Annotated in this window: 26 protein-coding genes; 8 read left to right on the top strand and 18 right to left on the bottom strand. The window is 64.2% G+C overall.

All coding sequences use genetic code 11. The annotated features are described in order from the left end of the window. The first annotated feature begins 10 nt into the window (after positions 1-10). The 4 genes from KTQ36_RS04730 to KTQ36_RS04715 all read left to right on the top strand — a co-directional run bounded on the left by KTQ36_RS04730 (position 11) and on the right by KTQ36_RS04715 (position 4,509). Positions 11-1,435, top strand: coding sequence for an ABC transporter substrate-binding protein (locus KTQ36_RS04730; protein ID WP_218632574.1), 1,425 nt, complete (start codon positions 11-13; stop codon positions 1,433-1,435). After that, positions 1,432-1,821 carry a DUF4112 domain-containing protein gene (locus KTQ36_RS04725; protein WP_218632573.1) on the top strand — a complete coding sequence of 130 codons (390 nt, stop codon included), beginning with the start codon at positions 1,432-1,434 and terminating at the stop codon, positions 1,819-1,821. Before KTQ36_RS04730 ends, KTQ36_RS04725 begins: the two co-directional genes overlap by 4 nt. Positions 1,822-1,955: 134 nt before the next feature. Continuing rightward, positions 1,956-2,648: a L,D-transpeptidase family protein gene (locus tag KTQ36_RS04720; protein WP_218632572.1), complete on the top strand. Its 693-nt coding sequence runs from the start codon at positions 1,956-1,958 to the stop codon at positions 2,646-2,648. Positions 2,649-2,745: 97 nt separating this feature from the next. Further along, positions 2,746-4,509: a DEAD/DEAH box helicase gene (locus KTQ36_RS04715; RefSeq protein WP_218632571.1), complete on the top strand. Its 1,764-nt coding sequence runs from the start codon at positions 2,746-2,748 to the stop codon at positions 4,507-4,509. A gap of 340 nt (positions 4,510-4,849) precedes the next feature. Here the strand turns inward: KTQ36_RS04715 and KTQ36_RS04710 are convergent, their stop codons facing one another. Genes KTQ36_RS04710 through KTQ36_RS04695 form a run of 4 tightly spaced genes read right to left on the bottom strand, consistent with a single transcriptional unit; the run spans position 4,850 to position 9,579 of the window. Continuing rightward, positions 4,850-7,033, bottom strand: coding sequence for a prolyl oligopeptidase family serine peptidase (locus KTQ36_RS04710; protein WP_255554238.1), 2,184 nt, complete (start codon positions 7,031-7,033; stop codon positions 4,850-4,852). Between the two features lie 5 nt (positions 7,034-7,038). Beyond that, positions 7,039-8,019: a quinolinate synthase NadA gene (nadA, locus tag KTQ36_RS04705; RefSeq protein ID WP_218633829.1), complete on the bottom strand. Its 981-nt coding sequence runs from the start codon at positions 8,017-8,019 to the stop codon at positions 7,039-7,041. 25 nt (positions 8,020-8,044) lie between these two features. Then, on the bottom strand, positions 8,045-8,764 hold the full coding sequence (locus tag KTQ36_RS04700; RefSeq protein WP_255554237.1) for a DUF4230 domain-containing protein: 720 nt from the start codon (positions 8,762-8,764) through the stop codon (positions 8,045-8,047). Further along, complete coding sequence (locus KTQ36_RS04695; RefSeq protein WP_218633827.1) at positions 8,722-9,579, bottom strand: MBL fold metallo-hydrolase; 858 nt, start codon at positions 9,577-9,579, stop codon at positions 8,722-8,724. The genes KTQ36_RS04700 and KTQ36_RS04695 overlap by 43 nt, the downstream gene beginning before the upstream one ends. A gap of 118 nt (positions 9,580-9,697) precedes the next feature. On the opposite strand from KTQ36_RS04695, the gene KTQ36_RS04690 reads away from it, so the two are divergent. Continuing rightward, on the top strand, positions 9,698-10,333 hold the full coding sequence (locus KTQ36_RS04690) for a YceI family protein (protein WP_218632570.1): 636 nt from the start codon (positions 9,698-9,700) through the stop codon (positions 10,331-10,333). Positions 10,334-10,416: 83 nt separating this feature from the next. On the opposite strand, the gene KTQ36_RS04685 is transcribed toward KTQ36_RS04690, so the two are convergent. The 12 genes from KTQ36_RS04685 to KTQ36_RS04630 form a co-directional block, all read right to left on the bottom strand. Continuing rightward, on the bottom strand, positions 10,417-11,976 hold the full coding sequence (locus tag KTQ36_RS04685) for a M56 family metallopeptidase (protein ID WP_218632569.1): 1,560 nt from the start codon (positions 11,974-11,976) through the stop codon (positions 10,417-10,419). Continuing rightward, positions 11,973-12,344, bottom strand: a complete 372-nt coding sequence (locus KTQ36_RS04680) for a BlaI/MecI/CopY family transcriptional regulator (protein WP_218632568.1) — start codon at positions 12,342-12,344, stop codon at positions 11,973-11,975. The genes KTQ36_RS04685 and KTQ36_RS04680 overlap by 4 nt, the downstream gene beginning before the upstream one ends. Positions 12,345-12,431: 87 nt before the next feature. Beyond that, positions 12,432-12,857, bottom strand: a complete 426-nt coding sequence (locus tag KTQ36_RS04675; RefSeq protein WP_218632567.1) for a hypothetical protein — start codon at positions 12,855-12,857, stop codon at positions 12,432-12,434. Positions 12,858-13,134: 277 nt separating this feature from the next. Next, positions 13,135-13,455 (bottom strand): Grx4 family monothiol glutaredoxin, encoded by a 321-nt coding sequence (grxD, locus tag KTQ36_RS04670; protein ID WP_218632566.1) that lies wholly within the window; start codon positions 13,453-13,455, stop codon positions 13,135-13,137. Positions 13,456-13,458: 3 nt separating this feature from the next. Continuing rightward, entirely contained in the window at positions 13,459-13,698 is a 240-nt protein-coding gene (locus KTQ36_RS04665) for a BolA family protein (protein ID WP_218632565.1), read from the bottom strand. A gap of 5 nt (positions 13,699-13,703) precedes the next feature. After that, the gene (locus KTQ36_RS04660; protein ID WP_218632564.1) at positions 13,704-14,030 is read right to left on the bottom strand and encodes a DUF1476 domain-containing protein; all 327 of its coding nucleotides are present in this window, start codon (positions 14,028-14,030) and stop codon (positions 13,704-13,706) included. 62 nt (positions 14,031-14,092) lie between these two features. Beyond that, entirely contained in the window at positions 14,093-15,091 is a 999-nt protein-coding gene (locus KTQ36_RS04655; RefSeq protein ID WP_345777665.1) for an NADPH:quinone oxidoreductase family protein, read from the bottom strand. Continuing rightward, positions 15,088-15,744: a 3-oxoacid CoA-transferase subunit B gene (locus KTQ36_RS04650; protein ID WP_218632563.1), complete on the bottom strand. Its 657-nt coding sequence runs from the start codon at positions 15,742-15,744 to the stop codon at positions 15,088-15,090. Before KTQ36_RS04650 ends, KTQ36_RS04655 begins: the two co-directional genes overlap by 4 nt. Then, on the bottom strand, positions 15,744-16,289 hold the full coding sequence (locus tag KTQ36_RS04645; RefSeq protein WP_218632562.1) for a YybH family protein: 546 nt from the start codon (positions 16,287-16,289) through the stop codon (positions 15,744-15,746). Before KTQ36_RS04645 ends, KTQ36_RS04650 begins: the two co-directional genes overlap by 1 nt. Then, positions 16,289-17,011 (bottom strand): CoA transferase subunit A, encoded by a 723-nt coding sequence (locus tag KTQ36_RS04640; RefSeq protein ID WP_218632561.1) that lies wholly within the window; start codon positions 17,009-17,011, stop codon positions 16,289-16,291. The genes KTQ36_RS04645 and KTQ36_RS04640 overlap by 1 nt, the downstream gene beginning before the upstream one ends. Before the next feature lie 40 nt (positions 17,012-17,051). Then, positions 17,052-17,600 (bottom strand): hypothetical protein, encoded by a 549-nt coding sequence (locus KTQ36_RS04635; protein WP_218632560.1) that lies wholly within the window; start codon positions 17,598-17,600, stop codon positions 17,052-17,054. Positions 17,601-17,676: 76 nt separating this feature from the next. Beyond that, entirely contained in the window at positions 17,677-17,976 is a 300-nt protein-coding gene (locus KTQ36_RS04630; RefSeq protein ID WP_218632559.1) for an SCP2 sterol-binding domain-containing protein, read from the bottom strand. A 96-nt stretch (positions 17,977-18,072) separates the two neighbouring features. On the opposite strand from KTQ36_RS04630, the gene KTQ36_RS04625 reads away from it, so the two are divergent. From KTQ36_RS04625 to KTQ36_RS04615, 3 genes are all read left to right on the top strand, one after another. Beyond that, positions 18,073-19,500 carry an NAD-dependent succinate-semialdehyde dehydrogenase gene (locus tag KTQ36_RS04625; protein ID WP_218632558.1) on the top strand — a complete coding sequence of 476 codons (1,428 nt, stop codon included), beginning with the start codon at positions 18,073-18,075 and terminating at the stop codon, positions 19,498-19,500. A 78-nt stretch (positions 19,501-19,578) separates the two neighbouring features. After that, the gene (locus tag KTQ36_RS04620; protein ID WP_218632557.1) at positions 19,579-19,845 is read left to right on the top strand and encodes a hypothetical protein; all 267 of its coding nucleotides are present in this window, start codon (positions 19,579-19,581) and stop codon (positions 19,843-19,845) included. A gap of 231 nt (positions 19,846-20,076) precedes the next feature. After that, positions 20,077-21,747, top strand: coding sequence for a thiamine pyrophosphate-binding protein (locus KTQ36_RS04615; RefSeq protein WP_218632556.1), 1,671 nt, complete (start codon positions 20,077-20,079; stop codon positions 21,745-21,747). On the opposite strand, the gene KTQ36_RS04610 is transcribed toward KTQ36_RS04615, so the two are convergent. Beyond that, positions 21,744-22,349, bottom strand: a complete 606-nt coding sequence (locus tag KTQ36_RS04610) for a protein-L-isoaspartate(D-aspartate) O-methyltransferase (protein WP_218632555.1) — start codon at positions 22,347-22,349, stop codon at positions 21,744-21,746. The two genes, KTQ36_RS04615 and KTQ36_RS04610, sit on opposite strands and share 4 nt — an antisense overlap. Positions 22,350-22,481: 132 nt before the next feature. Continuing rightward, the gene (locus KTQ36_RS04605; protein WP_218632554.1) at positions 22,482-22,664 is read right to left on the bottom strand and encodes a CsbD family protein; all 183 of its coding nucleotides are present in this window, start codon (positions 22,662-22,664) and stop codon (positions 22,482-22,484) included. Positions 22,665-22,690 lie beyond the last annotated feature (26 nt).

Raw genomic sequence — 22,690 nt, 5'->3', positions numbered from 1 at the left:
AGGTTGCACCATGCGCATGACCGCTACCTTCCTTGCCCTCGCCGCGCCCTTCGCTTTGGCGGGATGTACAGGGAGCGGCCCGGGCGAGACCCATGTCACCATCATCGCCGATCGCGAGGATAGCGACGACGTGCTCGTTAGCGCCACCGCGCAAGGGCTGGTCGTGTTCGATGCACGCGGCCAGATCCAGCCGGCGCTCGCCGAAAGCTGGCATGTCAGCGCCGACGGGCGCAGCTACATCTTCCGCCTGGCGCGCGGCGAATGGCCCGACGGCACCCGCATCGTTGCCGAGGACGTCGCCGACGCCCTCCAGTTCGCGCTTGCCGACGTGCCGCTCGCCGATGCGCTGGGCGGGGTCGAGGCCGTGCGCGCAATGACCGAGCGGGTGATCGAGGTGCGTCTCGTCGCGCCCCGTCCCTATCTCCTGCCGCTGCTCGCCAATCCCGCGCTCGCCATTCGCCGCGACGAGATGGGCAGCGGGCCATTCACCATCGCCGAGCCCGACGCCGACAACGATGGCGCCACGCTGCATCTCGAACGCGTGTTGCGCGACCGCTTCGGCGAAGAGCAGGGCCGCGAGCGCGTCCATCTGACGATCGAAAGCGCCAGCGCCGCCATCGCCTCCTTCGTCGCGGGGAATTCCGAACTCGTGCTCGGCGGCGACTTCACCTCGCTCCCGCTCGTGCGCGAGGCCGCGGTGCCGCGCGGCGCGCTTCGCTACGATCCGGTGCTGGGCCTGTTCGGCCTCGTCCCCCTGACCGAGCGAGCGCCGTTCGATACGCCCGAAGCGCGATTGATCCTCTCACAAGCCATCGACCGCGCTGCGCTGATCGAGGAGCTCGGCGTTCCCGCCCTCGCCCCGCGCGCGACCATCCTGCAGGACGGGCTCGACCTCGCCCGCCCGCCTGTCCAGCCCGACTGGCTCGCCGACCCCGAGACCGCCCGCGCCAATGCGGCGGAACGCTGGCGCGCGCTGGTCGGCGACGAACCGGTCACCCTCTCCCTCGCCCTTCCCGACGGCCCCGGCGCGCAAATCCTACAGGCCCGCCTCGCCGAAGACTGGGCCCCCTTAAGAATCACGATCCAGCAAACCGACGCTGCATCCGCCGACTTCGCCTTCGTCGATGCCGTCGCCCCCTCCCCCAGCGCCTCGTGGTTCCTCCGCCGCTTCTCTTGCTCCCGCGCCCGCGTCTGCGATGCCGAAATCGACGCATTGGTCGAGGCGGCCCGCGATGCACAGATCATCGGCCAGCGCCAGGCGATCCTCGCCGATGCCGGCGCGCGCATGGATGCCGCTGCCCTGTTCCTCCCCCTCGCCGCGCCGATTCGATGGTCGCTGGTCGCACCCGGCGTGACAGGCTTCAGCGAGAACCGCTATGCCGTTCACCCGTTGACGGGCCTGAAAGACCCGTTGCCGCCGGAGACCGCCCGATGACCGATGCCATTCCCCCGTCCAAGCGCAAGGACCCGCAGGCCATCCGCGCACGGGTGGAAAAGCTCGAGGTGCTGCTCGAGCGCATGTTCACCGTGCCGGGTATCAACCAGCCGGTCGGACTCGATGCGATGCTGTCGCTGATCCCGGGGGTTGGCACGGTCAGCGCAGCGGCGTTGGGCAGCTATATCGCCTGGGAAGCGCGCAACCTCGGCCTGCCGAAATGGAAGATGGCGCGCATGAGCCTCAATATCGGGTTCGACATGCTGCTGGGCGCAATCCCGGTCGTCGGGGTGGTCCCCGACTTCTTCTTCCGCTCGAACAGCCGCAACCTGCGCATCATCCGCAAACATCTCGACAAGCACCACCCGCTGGAACCCGCCTCGTAAGCTTGCGTTAAGCCGTTTCGCTACAGAGGCGAATCATTCGCGAAACGTAGCGAATCAGTGCGGGCAACGGGAACGCCAACCGCGACTTAAGCGTTTGTGTTGTAACTCGATTTTATACGAAAGACGTTTGTCAGATGAAACAGCTGGCCATTGTGCTGGCGGCGGGTTCGCTCGTCTTGACGACCCCTGTTTCCGCCAGTGAAACCAACACTGAAAACAGCGAAAGCGACGTTCGCTCCGAATTCTCCGTCGACGCTTCGAACCTCAAGCGCTCCTACTTTTTCGATGGCGTGGAATATGACTATTCGCGCGCCGAAGTGACGCTGCTCGGCGATATTTCGGGCGGCAAGAACACGCTCGAAACCTATGCCGCGCGCGCCGAGGCCGCCAAGCAGGCCGAACAGGGCTATCGCGACATGCAGGAGCGGTTCGGTGTCCATGAGATCGCGCCCAACAAATTCAAGTGGAACGATGAGGGCGCCAAGGGCGAAACACGCGTGGTCGTTTCGATCTCGCGCCAGCTCGCCTTCTTCTACAAGGGCGACACGCTGGTGGGCGCCGCATCGGTTACCACTGCGCGTGACGGCAAGCTGACCCCGCAGGGCATCTTCCCGGTGTGGATGAAGAAGGACATCCACTATTCCAAGGCGTACGACAACACGCCGATGCCCTACACGCAGTTCCTCGACGAATATGGCATCGCGCTTCATGCGGGTCCCAACCCTGGCTATCCCGCCAGCGCCGGTTGCATTCGCCTTCCCAAGGAGTTCGCCAAGCGCATCTATGCGATGAACGAGATCGGCACCGAGGTGCTGATCGGCGCATAACCGAACGGATGTTCAAGCCAGTCGCCCGCGCTTCTTTTTCGAAGTGCGGGCGATTTGCCTTGTGATTGCCGCAGTTTAGGACCAAGCGGGCCGCCTCATGAACATCAACGGTCTTCCTACGCTTCTTTCCGAAGCCATCTCCGCGCGCGGCTATACCTCGCTCACCTCCGTCCAGAATGAAGTCGCTGCCGAGAAGGCGCGAGGACGCGACCTGCTCGTCTCGGCCCAGACGGGGTCCGGCAAGACGGTCGCGTTCGGCCTCGGCATGGCCGATTCGCTGTTCGACGAAAAGGAGCGACTGCCCTCTCCCGGCGCGCCGCTGGCGCTGGTGATCGCCCCGACGCGCGAACTGGCGCTCCAGGTCAGCCGTGAACTGCGCTGGCTCTATGAAAAGGCCCATGCCTCGGTCGCAACCTGCGTCGGCGGGATGGACCCGTCGCGCGAGCGTCGCGCTCTTCGGCAGGGCGCGCATATCGTCGTCGGCACGCCCGGTCGCCTGCGCGACCATCTCGAGCGTGGTGCACTCGACCTTTCGGAATTGCGCGTCGCAGTGCTCGACGAAGCCGACGAGATGCTCGACATGGGCTTTCGCGACGACCTGGAAGAGTTGCTCGACGCCGCCCCCGAAGGGCGCCGCACCTTCCTCTTCTCCGCCACCCTGCCCAAGCCGATCGTGGCACTGGCCAAGCGGTACCAGCGCGATGCCCTTCGCATTTCGACCGTCGGCGAAGAACGCGGACATGGCGATATCGAATATCTGGCCGTGACCGTATCCCCGGCCGAGATCGAACATGCGGTGGTCAACCTGCTTCGCTTCCACGAGGCCGAGACCGCGATCCTATTCTGTGCGACGCGCGACAATGTCCGGCATCTCCATTCGACGCTTCTCGAGCGCGGGTTCAAGGCCGTCGCGCTCTCGGGCGAGCATTCGCAGAACGAGCGGAACCAGGCGATGCAGGCGTTGCGCGACCAGCGCGCCAGGGTTTGCGTGGCCACCGACGTCGCCGCGCGCGGGCTCGACCTGCCCACGCTCAGCCTTGTCATTCACGTCGAGATTCCGCGCGACGCCGAAGTGCTGCAGCATCGATCCGGGCGGACAGGTCGCGCGGGCAAGAAGGGCACGGCGATCCTGCTGGTGCCCTACCCGCGCCGCAAACGCGTCGCCTCGATGCTTCGCTATGCCAAGATCGACGCGCAATGGACCGACCCGCCCTCTGCCGAAGATATCCAGAAAAAGGACCGCGAACGCCTGCTCGACAAGCTGGTCGAGCCGGTCGAGGCGAATGACGCCGACCGCGAACTTGCCGCGCAACTGCTCGAGAAAAAGAGCGCCGAGGAAATCGCTCTCGCGCTGGTCCATGCGCACCGCGCCAAGATGCCTGCGCCCGAGGAATTGCTTGGCGGGCGCGGCGGTCACGACCGCGACGAGCCCAAGAAGAAGCATCGGGAGGGGTTCGAGGATACGGTGTGGTTCCGGATGAATATCGGACGCCGCCAGAATGCCGATCCGCGCTGGCTGCTCCCGCTTATCTGTCGCCGCGGTCATGTGACCAAGAACGAGGTCGGTGCGATCCGTATCAACCCGCACGACACCTTCTTCCAGATCCCGACCGGCATTGCCGATCGTTTCTGCGAAGCGCTCCAGCGCACCGGCGGTCCCGACGGCGAAGACGATAGCGGCGTGATCATCGAACCGGCGCCCGACCGGGCAAGTCCGCAGCCTCACAAGCCCGCGCCGCGTGGCAAGATCAAGCCGGCTGGCAGGAAGCCGGACCGACCGCGGTCGCCGCGTGGCGGGAAACCACCCTTCAAGAAGCCCCATCGCAAGGGCGGGCCGAAGAAGCGCTTCAGCAAGGATTAGGCAAAAGGGGCGCGGTGCTCACCTCACCACGCCCCTTCTGTTCATCGGCACGCCTGGGTTGCCCTATCGGGAGGATCGGGCGGGGAATTGCTGTGCCGACAGGGAAGTGTCGACTTCGTACACTTCGACGGGGGAAGACTGTCCGGCATCCACCGGAGCAAATGCTGCAAGCAGGAAAACCGACGGGAGCGTGCCGGTCAGAAGGCATTTCGCAATCAAGGACTTCGCGCTCATCGAGCATCTCCCGTGGGTTGATGCTCATTGAATAACCCTCCCCCGCGGCGTGAGCCAGCGAAGGAGGGTGCCAATTGTCGTCAAATTGTTTCGATTGTTACAGCGTCTATTCGGGCGCGGTCGTCCCGACTTCCTTCATCATGAAGGCCCACTCGAGCGCGGCGCGCACGGCATTGGCTTCCTGGTCGGTCGAGACCGAGTGCCCGCCCTCGAGATTTTCGCGATAATAGACGTCGTTGCCATAAGCCTCGAGCCGTGCAGCGCCCTTGCGCGCATGGCCGGGATGGACCCGGTCGTCCTTGGTCGAGAGGTACCAGAAGGTGGCCGGATATTCGACGCCCGGCTTGATGTTCTGATAGGGCGAGTACTCCTTCATGAACGCCCAGTCGGCGGGGTCGTCGGGATTGCCATATTCTCCGACCCACGAGGCACCCGCGAGCAGCTTGTGATAGCGCTTCATGTCGAATAGCGGCGCGCCGATGATCGCGGCGCGATAGAGATCGGGACGCTGGGTGATCCCTGCCCCGGTCAGCACGCCGCCGTTGGAACGACCAGAGATCGCGACGCCATCGGCACGCGCGACGCCGCGCGCGATGAGGTCTTCGGCCACGGCCGCGAGGTCGTCAAAGCTGTTCTGACGTTTCTCGCGCAGCGCCGCCTCGTGCCATGCCGGCCCATATTCGCCGCCACCGCGGATATTGGCGAGCACGTAGGCGCCGCCACTTTCGACCCAGAAGAGCGCGAGCGGGCCCGAGCGCGACGGCTCGGACACCAGATATTGCGGCAGCGAGGGTGCGCGGAACCCGCCATAGGCGTGGATCAGCGTCCCCGTCGGCTCGGTCACGTCGTTGCGCCTGACGAGGAAATAGGGAATGCGCGTCCCGTCCTTCGAGGTCGCGAAATGCTGCGTGACCGACATGTTCGACGCGTCGAACTGCTCGGGAAGCTGTTGGACGGTCGTGGTGCTGCCGTCCGACCCGACCGCGTAGAGCGTCGTCGGCTGGAGCATTGAACTGACCGTCACCAGCGCAACGTCGCGCTTGCCCGAGGCGGCTGCGAAGCCGAGCGTCGAATTGTCGGGCAGGTCGATGACGCCCGGAGCGGTCCAGCCGTCCTCGCCATGATCGAGAATGAACAGCTTGCCCGAGACGTCGTCGAGCGCGGTGATCCACAGCTTGTTGTCGGTCGTCGCCACGCTGTCGACCGCCTGGCTGGCGGTCGGACGCATGACGAGCTTGGGCGCGGGCGTTTCGCCACGCGCGAGTGCTTCGAGGTCCCACGAGACGAGGTCGCCGGTGCGAAAGTCGCCGAGCGGATCGACCAGCGTCGCGATATATTGCCCGTCGAGCACGCCCTGCGGCTCGACCGACTGCGGCAGGTCGAGCTTCACCGGCTCGCCATCGACCAGCACGAAGCGATCCTGATTGAAGAAGTCGGGACCGCTCTGGAGGAAGATCCAGCGCTTGTCGCCGTCCATGAGCGCGGTCGGGAACAGCCACACCTGCTCTCGCTCGACGTCGAGAATTTGCCGCGCCTCGCTCCAGTCCGTCCCTCTAGTCCAGAGCTTTGCAGTGCGCGGGTAACCGCTTTCAGTCAGCGAATCGCCGCCTTCGTCCTTGGCGACCAATAGCGTGTCTTCGTCGACCCATGCGACCGAGCTCTTGCCGAGCGGGACCATGAAGCCGTCTTCGACCCAGGTGCCGGTCGTGAGGTCGAATTCGCGCATGATGTCGGCATCCGAACCGCCGGGCGACAACGACACGAGGCAGCGCTCATAAGCGGGCGCGAGGCAGTTGGCGCCGTGCCACACCCATGCTTCGCCCTCTTCCTCCGACAGCGCATCGACGTCGATCAGCGTCGTCCATTCGGGGTCACCCGCAAGATAGTCGTCGAGGTCGGCAATGCGCCACAGGCCGCGCTTGTTGTTTTCGTCCTGCCAGTGGTTGAGGACCTTGTCTCCGATTACGCTCCCGGTGACGAGGCGATTGGGATCGTTGAGAATCTTGCGCGCACGTTCGGCGCGTTCCTCGACGCCCGGGACGTCGGCAAGCTTGGCCTCGGTCTCGGCATTCCATTCCTTGACCTGCGCAAGGGCAGCCTCGCCCTCGATTTCCTCGAGCCAGAGATAGGGGTCTTCCTGGTCGGCGCTTTCGACTTCGACCGGGGCGGGGTCGGTCGTCTCGACCAGCGTCTCTTCATCTATCGTGGTCGTCACGGTTTCGTCCCCCATCGTGGTGCAGGCGGCAAGCGGCAAGGCAGCTCCGGCGAGGAGCATCGTGGAAAAGCGCATAGGGATCAGTCCTTGTTGACGAATTTGGGCGTGCCGACGTCACCCTGGCCGACGGTGCGGCCGGCCATGTCGAGCATACGGTCGAGCGGTTTGCGGGCGGCGTTCATCAGCTTGTCGCTCATCTCGATCCGCGGTTCGAGGTCGCGCAGCGCGACATAGAGTTTTTCGAGCGTGTTGAGCGCCATGTAGGGGCACATGTTGCAATTGCAGTTCCCGTCGCCGCCGGGGACGCCGATAAAAGTCTTGTCGGGGCGCGCCTTTTCCATCTGGTGGATGATGTGCGGCTCGGTCGCGACCAGCACGGTCTCGCTGTCGGTAGTCGCGCAGAATTTGAGGATCGAGCTGGTCGAGCCGACGTGATCGGCATGGTCGATGATGTGCGGAGGACATTCCGGGTGCGCCGCGACCGGCGCGCCGGGATGCTCGGCCTTGAGCTTGAGCAGTTCGGTCTCGCTGAAGGCCTGATGGACGATGCAGATGCCCGGCCACAGCAGCATGTCGCGCCCGCTCTTGCGCGCGAGATAGCCGCCGAGATGGCGGTCGGGGCCGAAGATGATCTTCTGGTCCTTAGGGATCTGGTCGAGGATGACCTGCGCCGAGCTCGACGTGACGATGATGTCGGACAGCGCTTTCACCTCTGCCGAGCAGTTGATGTAAGTCAGCGCGATGTGATCGGGGTGGGCGTCGCGAAACGCCTTGAACTGATCGGGCGGGCAGCTGTCTTCGAGGCTGCAGCCGGCATCCATGTCGGGCAGGATGACGGTCTTTTCGGGCGAGAGGATCTTGGCCGTTTCCGCCATGAAACGCACGCCGCAGAAGGCGATGACCTCGGCGTCGGTATTGGCGGCCTTGCGCGACAGATCGAGGCTGTCACCGACAAAGTCGGCGAGGTCCTGGATTTCGGGTTTCTGGTAATAATGGGCGAGAATGACCGCGTTGCGTTCTTTCTTGAGGCGCTGGATTTCCTCCAGCAGTTCGGCACCCATTGGCGGCTTTCCTTCGACGCTCACGTCATTCTCCTTGTGCAGCGCGGCGGCGTTGCGCCTCGCTCATGGCATTTTGATACGATGTAGAAACGTCCGCGCGCTCCGTCGAGGGGGTAGGATCGCTGGCAAAGCGCGCTTCCACGCTGATATCGTCCATTCCCGCAGCGCGGAGCGGCAATAGAAAATTGCGCGCTACTGCGTCGCGCGCGGCCTCGCGGGCAAGGCCCAGCGGCACGCTCCCGCCCGCCTGCTTCTTGAGGTCGGCCACGGCGCGGGCGCGATTGGCATCGTCGAGCAGTTCCTCCGCGTCGGTGACCGCGCCGAGGATTCCGGTTTCGCCATATTCGCGTGCGGCGGGCAGGTCGACTTCGGGGCCGGCCAATTCGACTTCGGGGATCGTCACGCGCAGCGTGCGGCTGCTTTCGTCCCAGGAAAGGTCGTCAGCCTCCAGCTTTGCGAGATCGACTTCGTAGCGCACCGTGCCGGGCAGGATCAGCGTCCGTTCCGCCTCGAACAGGCCGAGCCGCTTCTGCCGCGAGGTCACGACCGACACGAAGCGTGCGCTGAAGGGCACGAGACGGTTCTGCGCCTGCATCGCCTCTAGGCTGGTCGCGACGATGGTCTCGGGGTCGGGCCCACGCTCCGCCCGTTCGATCAGCCGGAAACCGAGCAGGACGGCCAGCACCGCCAGCCCGGCGATGGTCAGTCCGACCCAGTGTCGTTTCGTGATGGTAGCGGTTTCCATGTGTCCTCTGAAAGACGTTCGACCCTGTCCTGCCGTTCCAGTTCGACGAGGTGCGCGGTGACCGAACCTCCCGCGGCGGGGCGAAGGCGCGGATCGAGCCCGGGATAGCAATTGAGAACCAGCGTCTCGATGTCCCGGTCTCCGGCCTCGAGTCGCTTGAGGATCTGCCGCTCGCGCTGCATGCGATGGCCGATCATATGGCGGACAAGTCGCGAAGGCTTGTCGACCTGCGGGCCGTGTGCGGGATAGTATACACGATCTTCGCGCAAGCGCAGTTTTTCGAGGCTATCCATATAGGCGCCCATATCGCCGTCGGGCGGAACGACGACGGTCGTCGACCAGCCCATGACATGATCGCCGGTCAGCAGCGCGTCGCCAACCGCATAGCAGAGATGGTTGGACGTGTGCCCGGGGGTTGCGACCGCCGTCAGGACGAACCCGTCGGCTTCCAGCGTGTCGCCATCCTCGAGAATGCGGTCGGGCGCATAGTCCGCATCGAAGGACGCGTCGGCACGCGGTCCTGCCGTCTCAAGCGCCAGCGGAGCGCAGCCGATGATCGGTGCGCCGGTCGCCTCCTTGAGCGGACGCGAGGCCGGCGAATGGTCGCGATGGGTATGCGTGCAAGTAATCGCGACCAGTTTGCGCTCGCCGATGGCGTCGAGGATTGCGTCGACATGGGCATTCATCGCGGGCCCCGGATCGACGACGATCACCTCGCTCGGCCCACCCACGAAATAGGTCTGCGTCCCCGTATAGGTGAAAGGCGAAGGATTCTCCGCCAGCAGGCGCGCGATCCCGTCCTCGAGCGGTTCCATTCTGGCGTAGGGTGCGTCCACGCGCCGTCTCCTGCCACGCCCGGCGCCGATCCGCCAGTGGAACAACGCGTTCGCAGCCCGTGTTCATCGCATGACCGACCATGACTGGAGTGACCTGATGATCCGTATCGCCCTTGCCGCTACCGCTCTTGCCCTATCCTTCCCCGCCGCTTCACAGGAAGCGACCGAGATGCCGGGCGTCGCCGATCCCACGCGCGTCACCGCCGGCACCTACGCCGCCGACCCGGCGCACACGCTGGTCGGCTGGGAGGTGAGCCATTTCGGCTTCAACCCCTATTTCGGCTCGCTCGGCGATGTCGAAGGCACGCTCACGATCGATCCCGCCGATCTCGAGTCCGCGAAAGTCGACGTGTCCCTGCCGATCACGTCGCTCAGCCTCGTCAGCGCAGACCTGCGCGAACATCTCCTGCGCCCCGGAAAGGATGGCGGCGATCCCGATTTCTTCGGTCCCGAACCAGGCGAGGCACGCTTCGTCTCGACGCGTGTCGTCCAGCGTTCCGACACGCAAGCCTATATCTACGGCGACCTGACGATGAACGGTGCCACCAACCCCATCGCGATCGCAGCGACGTTCAGCGGCGCGGGCACCAACCCGATGAACCAGGCCGAGACGATCGGCTTTACCGGCGTGGCCGTCATCAAGCGGTCCGAGTATGGCGTGTCCGCATTCATTCCGGTCATTTCGGACGAGGTGAAACTGACGATCAGCGCGGCGTTCGAAAAACAGGAATAGCGCACGAAAAAAGGGCGTTCGCGGCCTCTCCAAACCGCGAACGCCCCAGCACTCGGGAACTTGGTCCCTCGCGCCGCTTCGAGCTATTGGCGCCGACGCTCTTCCATTTCGGCGAGCGAGGCGCGAATTCCGGCTTCGGCTGCAGCCATGGAGGCTTCGACTTGTGCCTGGATCGCATTCATGTCGACCGAGGCCATGGCGTCGGCGGTGATCTGGGCGACATCGACCGCAGCCAGCGAGGCCTTGGCCGCCTCAAGCGAGGCGATGATCACTGCAGGATCCTTGCCCTCTTCGCGGAGTGACGCGGAATCGCGGCGCACTTCAGCGATCGCCTGATCGATTTCGGCCTGGCCCTCGGCCATTTCGGCGCGGATCTCTTCGATATCGATGTCCATGCGCGCGTCATCCATCGCTCCCTGGATGTCCGCGCGCACTTCGACGCGTTCAGCACGGATTTCCTCGAGCGCTTCGCGCAGCTCGCGCATGCCCTCGTCAAACTCGGCACGTTCCTCGGCGGTCATCTGGCTGTAGGGCTTCTGATTGTCCTGCACGAAGACATTCGCGGCGACGGGCGCGACCGGCACGGTCGGAGCCGGGGCGGCAACCGGCGCAACCGGGGCCACCGGTGCCGGCGCCGTGGACGGGGCCTTGGCGGCCTTGGGCGCCTTGGGCGCCTTGGGCGCGGTCGGTGCAGTCGGCTGCGTCTCGACATATTCGACGGCCTTGGTCGCGGTCAGCGGCAGCGCCACGGCGACGCAGCCGAGGACCATTAGCTGGCCGAACCGGCGGCGGCCCTTGGTGGTAGTGTTGATCATGCTCTTCAATCTCCGTTTGAGGGTCGACTTCTTGTCCAGCGCGCTCGCAAAGAGCAGCGCCCGGCCCGAAGCGGCCTTGGCAATCGCGCGCCCGTAGGCGGCGGGATCATCGGCCCGGTCCAAAACCCGCGCGTCACAGGCGGCTTCCTGGTCGAACCGGAAAGCTGCGTAGGACGCCCAGGCAAGTGGGTTGAACCACTGGAGAGAGAGCAGGACGAAAGCGATGAAATTGGCGACGAGATCGCCCGAACGGTGATGCGCGAGCTCATGCTCGAGCGCGAGGCGTCGTTCGGACTGCGTAAAATATTCGCGAAAATTCTCCGGGACCGCGATCACGGGCGACAGGATGCCAAAGGCGAGCGGGCCCTCGACGGCATCGGAGCGAACGATGCGCACGCGTCCCGATTGGCCGATCGTCTCGGCTTTGGCCAAAATACGGCGACGTTCCTTCGCATAGGCCCACATCCGGTTGCCGAACAGCGCGCCGGCCCCCGCCAGCCATGCGAAGGTCAGGATGAGCGGCCAGCCGCCCAGTTGCTCGACCAAAGAGGGCTGCGCAGCGCTCGTTTCGACCGCCGACGCGAGATAGGGAGTTCCCGAAAAAGCCATGGGAAGCACCTGCTCGCTCGCGGGAATAGACACCGGTGCCGGCGGTGCGCGCTCGACCGTATGGGTCAGGGTGGGCATGAGAATGCGCGCAGCCGGAATCACCCACAATGCGTAGGCGACACCGGCACCGAACTGGCGCCGCACCGGCTCGCGCAGGAGAAGTACGAGCAGCATCAACGCACTGGTCCAAATCAGGGTATCGAGAAGCCAGTCGGTCATTTCTTCAATGCCTTCAGCAGTTTTTCGATTTCGGCGACGTCCTCGGCATCGAGCGAGTCGCTCTCGGCGAGATGTGCGACCAGCGGCGACAGCTTGCCGCCGAACAGGCGCTCGACCATCCGCTTGCTCTCGCCACCGACATAATCGGCGCGTTCGATCGCGGGCGAATAAAGATAGCGGCGGCCATCCTGTTCGTGGCGCACCGCATTCTTGGCGACCAGGCGCGAAAGCATCGTCTTGACCGTCGGCAGCGACCAGCCGCGTTCCTGAGGCACTCGCTCCGCCACTTCGGTTGCGGTGAGCGCGGCGGAGTGGCCCCAGAGGGCCTCCATCACGTCCAGTTCGGCTTCGCTGATTCGCTTGGTCATGGGCGCTGTTCGATCCTTTCGATCACAGCTGTAGTCGTTTCGATTACGCTTGTAAACAGCTAATTGTATGATCCAGCTAATACAGGGTTAGCGGCCGACCGCCACCGGGGCTTCGACAGACGTGCCCTCGCCTTCGGCGAGCGTGGCGAGCTCGGCATCGATCGCAGCCATGAAATCGGAACGGCTCCCGACGGTGAAATCGGCGTTGAACGCGATTTGGCGCTTCGCACTCCGGAGCATCTTTTCGTAGTCCGCCGGGTCATTGCTGTCCGCGCACAGGATGATCGGCGAGCGGCGCGACGGTGGGCCCACGAATTCGATCTCGCCCTCGAATTTGCGCGTCGGGCATTGCGCTGCCCGGACAACCTCGGGGGGCGGAGCGGGCTCGCTCGCCATTTCCGGCTCGGGCAAAGGCGCGAGCGGATCGTTCTCCAGCGAGACGTCGGGATAAGCGAGCTTCGACTGAGGCGCGTCCTGAAGCCCCAGCACCAGTATAGCCAACATGATCGACATCGCGCGCGCTCCTACTCAACTGGCGAGAGCGCGAGCCTAGCGCAGCCCGATCGAATTGACCAACGGACAAAACTGTCGGGAAATTTTACGCCTGCGCGATTGAAACAGCTGGCCCCCGGCAAGTTTTTCCCAGTTTTTCAGCGTTTCTAAAAACTGGCACGCGCCGTGCAACATCTATGGCGTCCACATTGGTTCCACAAACCAAACAAAAGGGCGGTGCAGCGCTTTCTGGTCGCGCTCCACCGCCCTTTTCATGTCCGCAATCGGATGTGCGAGCCTAGCCGGCCTTTTCGACACCCAGCATCTGGTGCAGTTCGCCGCTTTCGAACATTTCCATCATGATGTCGCTACCGCCGACAAATTCGCCCTTCACGTAAAGCTGGGGGATCGTCGGCCAGTCGGAATATTCCTTGATGCCCTGGCGGATATCCTGGTCCTGCAGCACGTCGACCGTTTCGAAGTCGGTGCCGGTATGGTCGAGGATCGCGACCGCGCGGCTCGAAAAGCCGCACTGCGGGAACAGCTTGGAGCCCTTCATGAAGAGCACCACGTCGTTGCTCTTCACCATGTCGTCGATCCGGGTTTTCACGTCGCTCATTCTCTAATCCTTATCGGGAGTTTTGGTCGTCAGCTGCAAAGCGTGCAGCTCGCCCCCCATTCGGCCGCCGAGCGCGCCATACACCATTTGATGCTGGCGCACGCGCGGCAATCCTTCGAAGGCCGCGCTGGTCACGACGGCGGCCCAGTGATCGTTGTCGCCGGCAAGGTCGGTCATCTCGATGTCGGCATCGGGAATGGCCGCCTTGATCAGGGCGACGATGTCGGCTTCCGCCATCGGCATGGCGCTTAGTCCATGCTCTCGATGAAGTGGCGGCGCGCCTCGACCTGCTTGTGCTCGAGCGCCTGGCGGATGGCGGCGTCGTCGACGTCGCATCCCGCGGTCGTCAGGTCGCCGAGCACCTTGCGAATGACATCCTCGTCGCCCGCTTCCTCGAAGTCCGCGCGCACGACGTCTTTGGCATAAGCGTCGGCCTCGACCTCGCTTAGCCCCATCTTGTCCGCGGCCCACAGCCCCAGCAGCCGGTTGCGGCGTGCGGTGATCTTGAACTGCATTTCCTCGTCGCGCGCGAACTTGGTCTCGAACGCCTTTTCGCGGTCGTTGAAGTTGGTCATGGATGCTCCTTGTTGCCTTTGCAGCTCACATAAGGGCGAGCGCGCCCGCCCGCAATGGTCGCTCAGTCGATCGTGACGACCAGCTTGCCGATCGCCTTGCGGCTGGCGAGCGCGGCGATCGCGTCCCCACCTTGCCCCAGCGGATAGGTGCCGGTGACCTTCGGGTTGATCTTGCCTTCGTCCCACAGGCCGAACAGCGTTTTCACATGCGCGGCATGCGCCTTGGGATCGCGCGCGGCAAAGGCGCCCCAGAAAACTCCGCACACGTCACAGCTCTTGAGCAGCGTGAGGTTGAGCGGAAGCTTCGGGATCCCCGCCGGGAAACCGACCACCAGATAGCGCCCCTCCCACGCGATGGCGCGGAGCGCAGGCTCGGCATAGTCGCCGCCTACGGGGTCGAAAATGACGTCTGCGCCATTCTCGCCGACCGCTTCCTTGAATTGCGCTGACAGCTTCTTTTGCGCGTCCTTGTCGAGCGGTCCCCGCTCGTAGACGATCGTCTCGTCGGCACCGGCATTGCGGGCGGCGCGCGCCTTTTCCCCGCTCGAGACGGCGGCGATGACGCGGGCGCCCTTCGCCTTGCCGAGTTCGACGGCAGCGAGACCCACGCCGCCCGAAGCGCCTAGGACCAGAAGCGTCTGCCCGGCTTCGAGGCGGCCGCGATCGTAGAGCGCGTGGATCGAGGTCGCGTAGGTGAGCATGAACGCCGCACCCTCGGTGAAATTGCGGTTTTGCGGGAGCGGGATCGCTGCCTTCGCATCGACGACAATCTTCTCCGCCATGCCGCCCCAGCCCGGCACCGCGATCAGGCGGTCACCGACATTCCAGCCTTCGACGCCCTCGCCCAAGGCCTCGACAGTGCCCGCGACTTCACCGCCCGGCGCGAAAGGCCGCGGCGGGCGGAACTGGTACTTGTCCTCGATGATCAGCACGTCGGGATAGTTGACCGCCGCCGCCTTCACGCGGACGAGCAGTTCGCCCGGACCCGGCTTGGGGTCGTCCATCTCGGTCAGCTTGAGCGTGTCGGGACCGCCCGGTTCGTGGCTGAGCAGCGCCTTCACGCTGTCTGTTCTTTCAGGGCGACCTCGTACTTGGCTGTCGTCTTCTCGGCGACTTCCTCTTCGGTCACGTCCGGTGCCAGCTCGATCAGCCGGAACGGGCTGTCATGATCCTTGCGATGGAAGACCGCGAGATCGGTGATGATCATGTCGACGACGTTCTGGCCGGTGAGCGGCAGGTCGCATTCGGGTTTGAACTTGGGATCGCCACCCTTCGAGACGTGATCCATCACGACGATGATCTTCTTCACGCCCGCGACGAGATCCATCGCGCCGCCCATGCCCTTGATCATCTTGCCCGGGATCATCCAGTTGGCGATGTCGCCGCTTTCGGAGACTTCCATGGCGCCAAGGATGGTGAGGTCGATATGCCCGCCGCGGATCATCGAGAAACTCATCGCGCTGTCGAAATAGCTCGACTGCGGCAGCTGGCTGATCGTCTGCTTACCCGCATTGATAAGGTCGGCGTCGACCTCGTCGGGATAGGGAAACGGCCCGATGCCAAGCATCCCGTTTTCCGACTGCAGCGTCACTTCCTTCCCGTCGGGGATGTAGTTGGCGACGAGCGTCGGGATGCCGATGCCGAGATTGACGGTGTAGCCGTCCTCGAGCTCCTTGGCGGCGCGCTGCGCCATCTGGTTGCGGTCCCAGGCCATTACATCGCCTCCATATCTGCGGGGAGCGGCAGGTCGGGCGTTTCCTGCTGCCAGAAAATCGAATGAACCTTCCAGCTGCCGTCTGCCTGCCGGTGAAGCTGGAAACTGTTGATGCCGCGCACCTCGACCTCGTCGCCATCGCGGACATAGGCGCCTTCGTAGGAAGACCAGGCATGGGCGACGTCGCCATAGACTTCGACCCGGTTCGTCAATTCGCTCTCCGAGAAGCCGTACTGGGTAAGGAACGGCCCGCTATTGGCGATATAGTCCTCGACCGTTCCACCGCGCAGCCCGCCGTCGGGCGTCACGGCATAAAGGCGCGCATCGTCAGTGAACATGGCGCGCATCGCGTCCCAATCGCGCGCTTGGCCTGCGGGTCCGGAGATGACGGCGTAGACGCCCGCGAGCGTCGCGGTGATCGACGCACGATCCGCTGCCGACACTGTCGAACTCGCCGCATAGGTGGGCGCATTCTGGTTGTAATTATTGTGGACCGCACAGCCGGCGGTCGCCGCCAGCGCGGTCAGCGCGATCAGTGTCTTCATCACGCTTCCTCCCGCTCGCGGGTGGTGACGAACTCGATTTTTTTGTCGTAGGGCGCGCCCACGATCATGCGGTTCACGAACACCGCGGGAAGATGGATGCAGTCGGGATCGAGGCTTCCGACCGGCACGATTTCCTCGACTTCGGCGACGCACACCTTGCCGCAGGTTGCGGCGGGCAGGTTGAAGTTGCGCGCGGTCTTGCGGAACATGAGGTTGCCCGCCTCGTCCGCCTTCCAGCCCTTGATGATCGAGAGGTCGGCGAAAATGCCGCGCTCCATGATGTAGGTCTCCTCGACCCCGTCGCGACCCGGGAAATCCTTATGCTCCTTGCCCTCGGCAACGACGGTCCCCACGCCGGTCTTGGTGTAGAAGCCCGGGATCCCCGCGCCACCCGCACGCATGCGCTCGGCGAGCGTGCCCTGCGGACAGAACTCGACCTCTAGCTCACCTGCCAGATACTGCCGCTCGAACTCCTTGTTCTCGCCGACATAGGAGGAGATCATCTTCCTGACCTGCCGCGTGCGCAGCAGCTTGCCGATGCCCTCGTTATCGATGCCCGCATTGTTCGAGACGAAGGTCAAATCCTTCACCCCGCTGTCGCGGATCGCATCGAGCAATCGTTCGGGAATGCCGCAGAGGCCAAAGCCCCCGGCCGCGATCAGCATGTCGTCGCGCAAGAGCCCGTCGAGGGCGGCTTCGGCACTGTCGTAGAGTTTCTTCATGACGCCTCCTGTTGGCCGAGGAACTAAGAGGCTGCGCTGCCTAGGGCAAGGGCGGTTCGTCGATTATGATTTGTGCGTCGCCCGGATCGATCTCGTAGGCCGGCGGAACGGTGGGATTGCCCGCATAGCCCGCGCTATCGTGCGGCACGGCCATGACACCGCCTTCCATGCCACCTCCGCCAACGGTGATACCCAGTTCCGCCCAGCCATCGGCACCCGCGGGAAGCTTGTAGATCGGCAAACGCGAGACACTGATCTCGTCCAGAATGCGATAGGATGTGCCAGCCGGGCTCAGCACGTAGAGAGTGCACCCGCCCGACCCGCATGTCATCGGCCCCATCGGATACGCCAGTACCTCGTCGCTCCCGTCCCCATCGAGATCGGCAGTGCCGGACACGACCCGGAACGGCATGTCGCTAAGGTCGTCGCCCAGTTGCTCGCGAAGGAATGCCTCGACGCCCGGCAATGGCGCTTCGGGAGCAGCCTCGACTGCTTCGGCTGGTGCGGTCGGCGCCTCGACCGGCTCGACAGGCGGGTCCTCGCAGGCAGCGAGCAGCAAAACCGGGATCGAAGCGAAAGCGAGGCGCATAGGAAGGCTCCTGAAAATGCAAAAGGGCGCCGACGGCGTTACCGTCAGCGCCCCTTCCAACGCACGAAGCGTCGCTTTAGCCGCGCAGCTTGGCGAGGACGCCCTGCAACTGCATGGCATTCGACATGTCGCCTTCGACCTTGAGCTTGCCGGTCATGAAGGCGGTCATACCGTCGAGCTGGCCCGCAGCCATCGCTTCCCAGTCTTCCCAGGCGACCTTGATCGTCGTGTCGGCATCGCCGTCTTCCTCGGTCACGGTCCTGGCCGCGCCGTCCATCATGATGACGCCCTGGTCGCCATAATCGATCTTGACCTTCTTGCCCTCCACCCAGGCTTCGTTTTCCTGCATTTTCGCTGCGAGTTCGGACTTGGTCATGATCAATCGACTCCATTGTCAGTAAGAATGTGCATTGGACCTAGCCACGCCGATGCCCCCTTTCAACCCGCGACCTTCGGGCCTATCTGCTTTGCCATGACCTATCAGACCGATCTCAAACTCTTCATCGATGGCGCATGGGCAGCGGGCGAAGGCCGCGACTGTCATGACGTCATCAATCCCGCCACCGCCGAGACGATCGCGCAACTGCCGCTGGCGACCAAGGACGATCTCGACCGCGCCCTCGACGCCGCCCAGCGCGCCTATCCCGACTGGCGCGGGCTCGACGTCGAGAAGCGCGCCTCGATCCTCCACAAGGCCGCGAGCTACCTGAAGGCCAACGCCAAGGAAATCGGCGCGCTGCTGACGCAGGAACAGGGCAAGCCGATTAAGGAAGCGATCGGCGAAGTCTATGGCGCCGCGCAGATGTTCGACTGGTATGCCGAAGAGGCGAAGCGCAATTATGGCCGCACGCTAGTGCGTCCGACGGGCCAGCGCTCGATCGTCCTGCATCAGCCGGTCGGGGTCGTGGCAACCTTCACGCCGTGGAATTTCCCGATCTACCTGCTGGCGAAGAAAGTCGCCGCTGCGCTTGCCGCGGGTTGCACCGTCATCTCCAAGCCGCCCGAGGAAACGCCGGGATCGACCGGTGCGGTCGCCAAGGCGCTCGACGAGGCGGGCATTCCCAAGGGCGTGTTCCAGCTCGTCCACGGCGTCCCCGACATGGTCAGCCGCCACCTCATCGGCTCGGACATCGTGCGCAAGGTCAGCTTCACCGGTTCGGTTCCGGTGGGCAAGCATCTGATGGGGCTCGCCGCAGACAACCTCCAGCGCCTGACGCTCGAGCTCGGCGGACATGCGCCGGTGCTGATCTTCGACGATGTCGATCTGGAAAAGACGCTCGACGCGGTCGTCCCGCAGAAATTCCGCAACGCCGGCCAGGTCTGCGTCTCGCCGACCCGCTTCTACGTCCAGGAGGGCATCCATGACGCCTTTGTGAAGGGCTTTGCCGAGCGCACCAAGCAGGTGCAGGTCGGCAACGGCATGGAGGATGGCACCCAGATGGGCCCGCTCGCCAACGGGCGCCGTCCCGAAGCGATCGAGGCGCTGGTCGACGATGCCAAGTCGCACGGTGCCGAGCTGATGGCCGGCGGGACCCGCGGCGACAACGGCTTCTTCTTCCAGCCGACGCTGCTCGCCAACGTGCCGCTCGAGGCCAAGATCATGAACGACGAGCCGTTCGGCCCTGTGGCAATCACTCGCCCGTTCAAGGATCTCGACGAAGCACTCCACCAGGCGAACCGCCTCCCCTACGGATTGGCTGCATTTGCATTCACTGAAAATTTGCGCCGTGCAAACATTTTGGGCGACGAAATCGAGGCAGGGATGGTCGGAATCAACGGCTTCGCCATCTCGGGCGCGGACTCGCCGTTCGGTGGGATCAAGGACAGTGGATTCGGCTCCGAAGGCGGTAAGGAGGGCCTTGAAACTTATCAGGTGGTCAAGGCCATCCACATGCAGTAATCGTTACGTCGCTGCAACCGAGGGGGCACCTTCCGCGTTGGGGGCGCCTACAGAGTTTTTACGAAAAGGAAGTTTTCTATGAACGAACGTGGCGAAGGCAATAAGAGCCTGCTGTGGATCATCCTTGTTGCGGTGGTCGTATTCCTGCTGCTGCTGGTGACCGGTGTCATCGACTTCAGCTCGGAAGGCGAGCTCGAAGCCCCTGAAGTCGAAGTCGAAGGCGGCGCGCTGCCCGATATCGATGCCGATGTCGCCGACGTCGATGTCGGAACTGACGAAGTCACCGTCGAAGTCCCCGAAGTGGACGTCGACGCGGCCGACGCCGAAGCGGAAGACGACGACTAAGTCGCGACTTTCGAACGAATGACAAAGGGCGGTGCCGTGAGGTGCCGCCCTTTTTTCGCCCCCGTTCGTCGCTTGGTCGAAGGTCGTTTGGCGCATCCGCCCGACCATGAGACCGTGTCACATGATCTGGCGGGCAGCGTCCCGATTCCCCGCATGCTGAACGTTGCTCGTCAGGTCACCCCGCGTGCATTTCTCCGTGACGGCCCGCGCGCCCGGCGCTAGAGCCGCCCCATGAGCAAGGGCACTCTTCGGACCGGCGGCCGCATTCTCGTCGACCAGCTTCTCGCCAATGGCGTGGATCGTTGCTTCACCGTTCCGGGCGAAAGCTTTCTCGCCGTTCTCGACGCACTGCACGACAGTCCCGAAATCGACGCGGTCGTCTGCCGCCAGGAAGGCGGTGTCACCTACATGGCCGACGCCGACGGCAAGATGACCGGGCGTCCGGGCATCGCTTTCGTCACCCGCGGACCCGGGGCGACCAACGCCAGCGCGGGCGTCCACGTCGCTTTTCAGGACTCGACCCCGATGATCCTGTTCGTCGGCGATCTCGCGCGCGGCGACCGCGACCGCGAGGGCTTCCAGGAAATCGACATGGAGGCCTTCTTCAAGCCGGTCGCCAAGTGGAGCGCGCGGATCGACGATGCCGCGCGCATTCCCGAATATGTCGCCCGCGCCTTTCGCGTGGCCATGTCGGGCCGACCCGGGCCGGTGGTGCTTTCCATTCCCGAAGACATGCTGCGCGACGAGGTCGAAGCGCTCGACCGCGGCCGCGTGCCGCCACTCGCCCAGCCCGCCGATCCCGGCGCGATCGAAGCCCTGTTCGCGCTGCTCAAGGATGCCGCCTCGCCTATCGCCATCGTCGGCGGAGCCGACTGGAGCCCGTGTGCCGGCCACCATTTCGCCAATTTCGCGACGCGCATCGGCCTGCCCGTCGCCGCCGCCTTCCGCCGCCAGGATGCGATCCGCAACGACTGTCCCGTCTATGCCGGGCAACTGGGCTATGGCCCCAATCCCGATCTCCAGAAGCGGGTGCGCGAGGCGGATCTCGTCATTGCGGTGGGTGCACGGCTCGGCGAGTCCACCATGGACGGCTATACGCTGATCACCCCCGACCATCCCGACCAGACGCTGGTTCACGTCCACCCCGACCCCAACGAGTTGGGCCGGGTCTATCGTACCAGTCTGCCAATCTGCGCCGACATGAAAGAATTTGCGGAGATGTGCGACGATTGGGACGACCCCGATCTCGTCCCCTTCTCGGCTGGCAGGGAAGCGCATCAGAGCTGGCTCGACTGGTCGACTCCACAACCTCGCGACGGTGTTGCGCTCGACCTCGGCCCGTGCGTCGCAACGATGCGCAAGAAGCTGGGCGACACCGCGATCATCTGCAATGGCGCGGGCAATTTCTCGGGCTGGTGGCACCGCTACTGGCATTATGGCGACCAGCCGAGCCAGCTGGCCCCGACCAGCGGCACGATGGGCTATGGCCTGCCCGCCGCCGTCGCCGCCTCGCTCCGCTTCAGGGACCGCCCCGTCGTCTGCGTCGCGGGCGATGGCGATTTCCTGATGAACGGGCAGGAACTGGCGACGGCTGCCGCCAACGGCACCGACCTGCTCGTCATCCTCGTCGATAATGGCACATACGGTACCATCCGCATGCATCAGGAACGCGACTATCCCGACCGTGAAAGCGCGACCGGCCTGTCCTCGGGCAACCCCGACTTTGTGAAATTCGCGGAAAGTTTCGGCGGCTGGGGCACGCGCGTCGAGAAGACCGAGCAGTTCGCACCCGCGCTCGACGCGGCGATGGACCGCACGGGCGTCCGCCTGATCCATTGCATCACCGACATCGAACAAATCACCAACGCCACGACGCTCGCAGCGTTGAAAGCCAAGCGCTAGACCAGCGGAACGAAGCGGACCGCGCCAAGCGGCCTGTCGTCCAGCCAGTCGCCACTCTTGGTGAGCACTCGCAGGATTTCCCCCCGCCTGCCGCGCACGGGCATGACGAGCCTTCCGCCTTCATCCAATTGTTCGACAAGCGCGTCGGGTGGATCGCTCCCGGTCGCCGAGACGATGATCGACTGGAATGGCGCCTTGTCTGGCGCGCCTGCCTTCCCATCGCCGCAACGCATCACGATCGACAAGCCGAGCGCTGCCACGCGCTCCTGCGCAGCGTCGCATAATGCCGGAACAACTTCGATCGCGGTGACTTGGGCTCCCATCGTGGCAAGTAGGGCCGCGACATACCCGGAGCCCGATCCGACCTCCAAGACGGCGTGGCCCGGCTCGATCTGTGCCGCCTCGATCATCAGCGCAGCGATATAGGGTTGGCTGATTGTCTGCCCCTCACCGATCGGCAACGCGCAATCCTCAACTGCTCGACGCACGAGAGATGGCGGCACGAACAGGTGACGCGGGACACGGCGCATCGCTTCCAGCAGCAACAGGTCGCTGATGCCCCGGGCAGCAATCTGGTCTCGCACCATGGCGAGCCTGGACATGCGTTGCCGATCTTGATCCATCACGGCGCATCATACGCTCCTCGCGCCGAAAGAGAGAAACGGAGCCAGCCAGCGCAAAAGAAAAGGCCGCCCGAATGGACGACCTTCCCCTGTGTTCGTTTCTAGCGTCGACTAGATGTCGTTGCCGAAAAATCCTTCGACCTCGCCCTTCAGCTGCTGGCCCTTGCCTTTCGCTTCCTGCTCGACGCCTTCTTGTTCCATTTTTTCGTTGTCGGTGGCATCGCCCACGGCCTGCTTGGTTTCGCCGATGGCTTCATTGGTGTTGCCTTTGATCTTCTCTTTCAGTTCACCCATGTCGTCACTCCTACTGCGGGTTGCTG

This window comes from Sphingomicrobium clamense, assembly GCF_019264355.1.
Lineage (GTDB): Bacteria > Pseudomonadota > Alphaproteobacteria > Sphingomonadales > Sphingomonadaceae > Sphingomicrobium > Sphingomicrobium clamense.
Note: the sequence above shows the minus strand (reverse complement) of the source record. Positions and strands in the feature narration are given on the sequence as shown.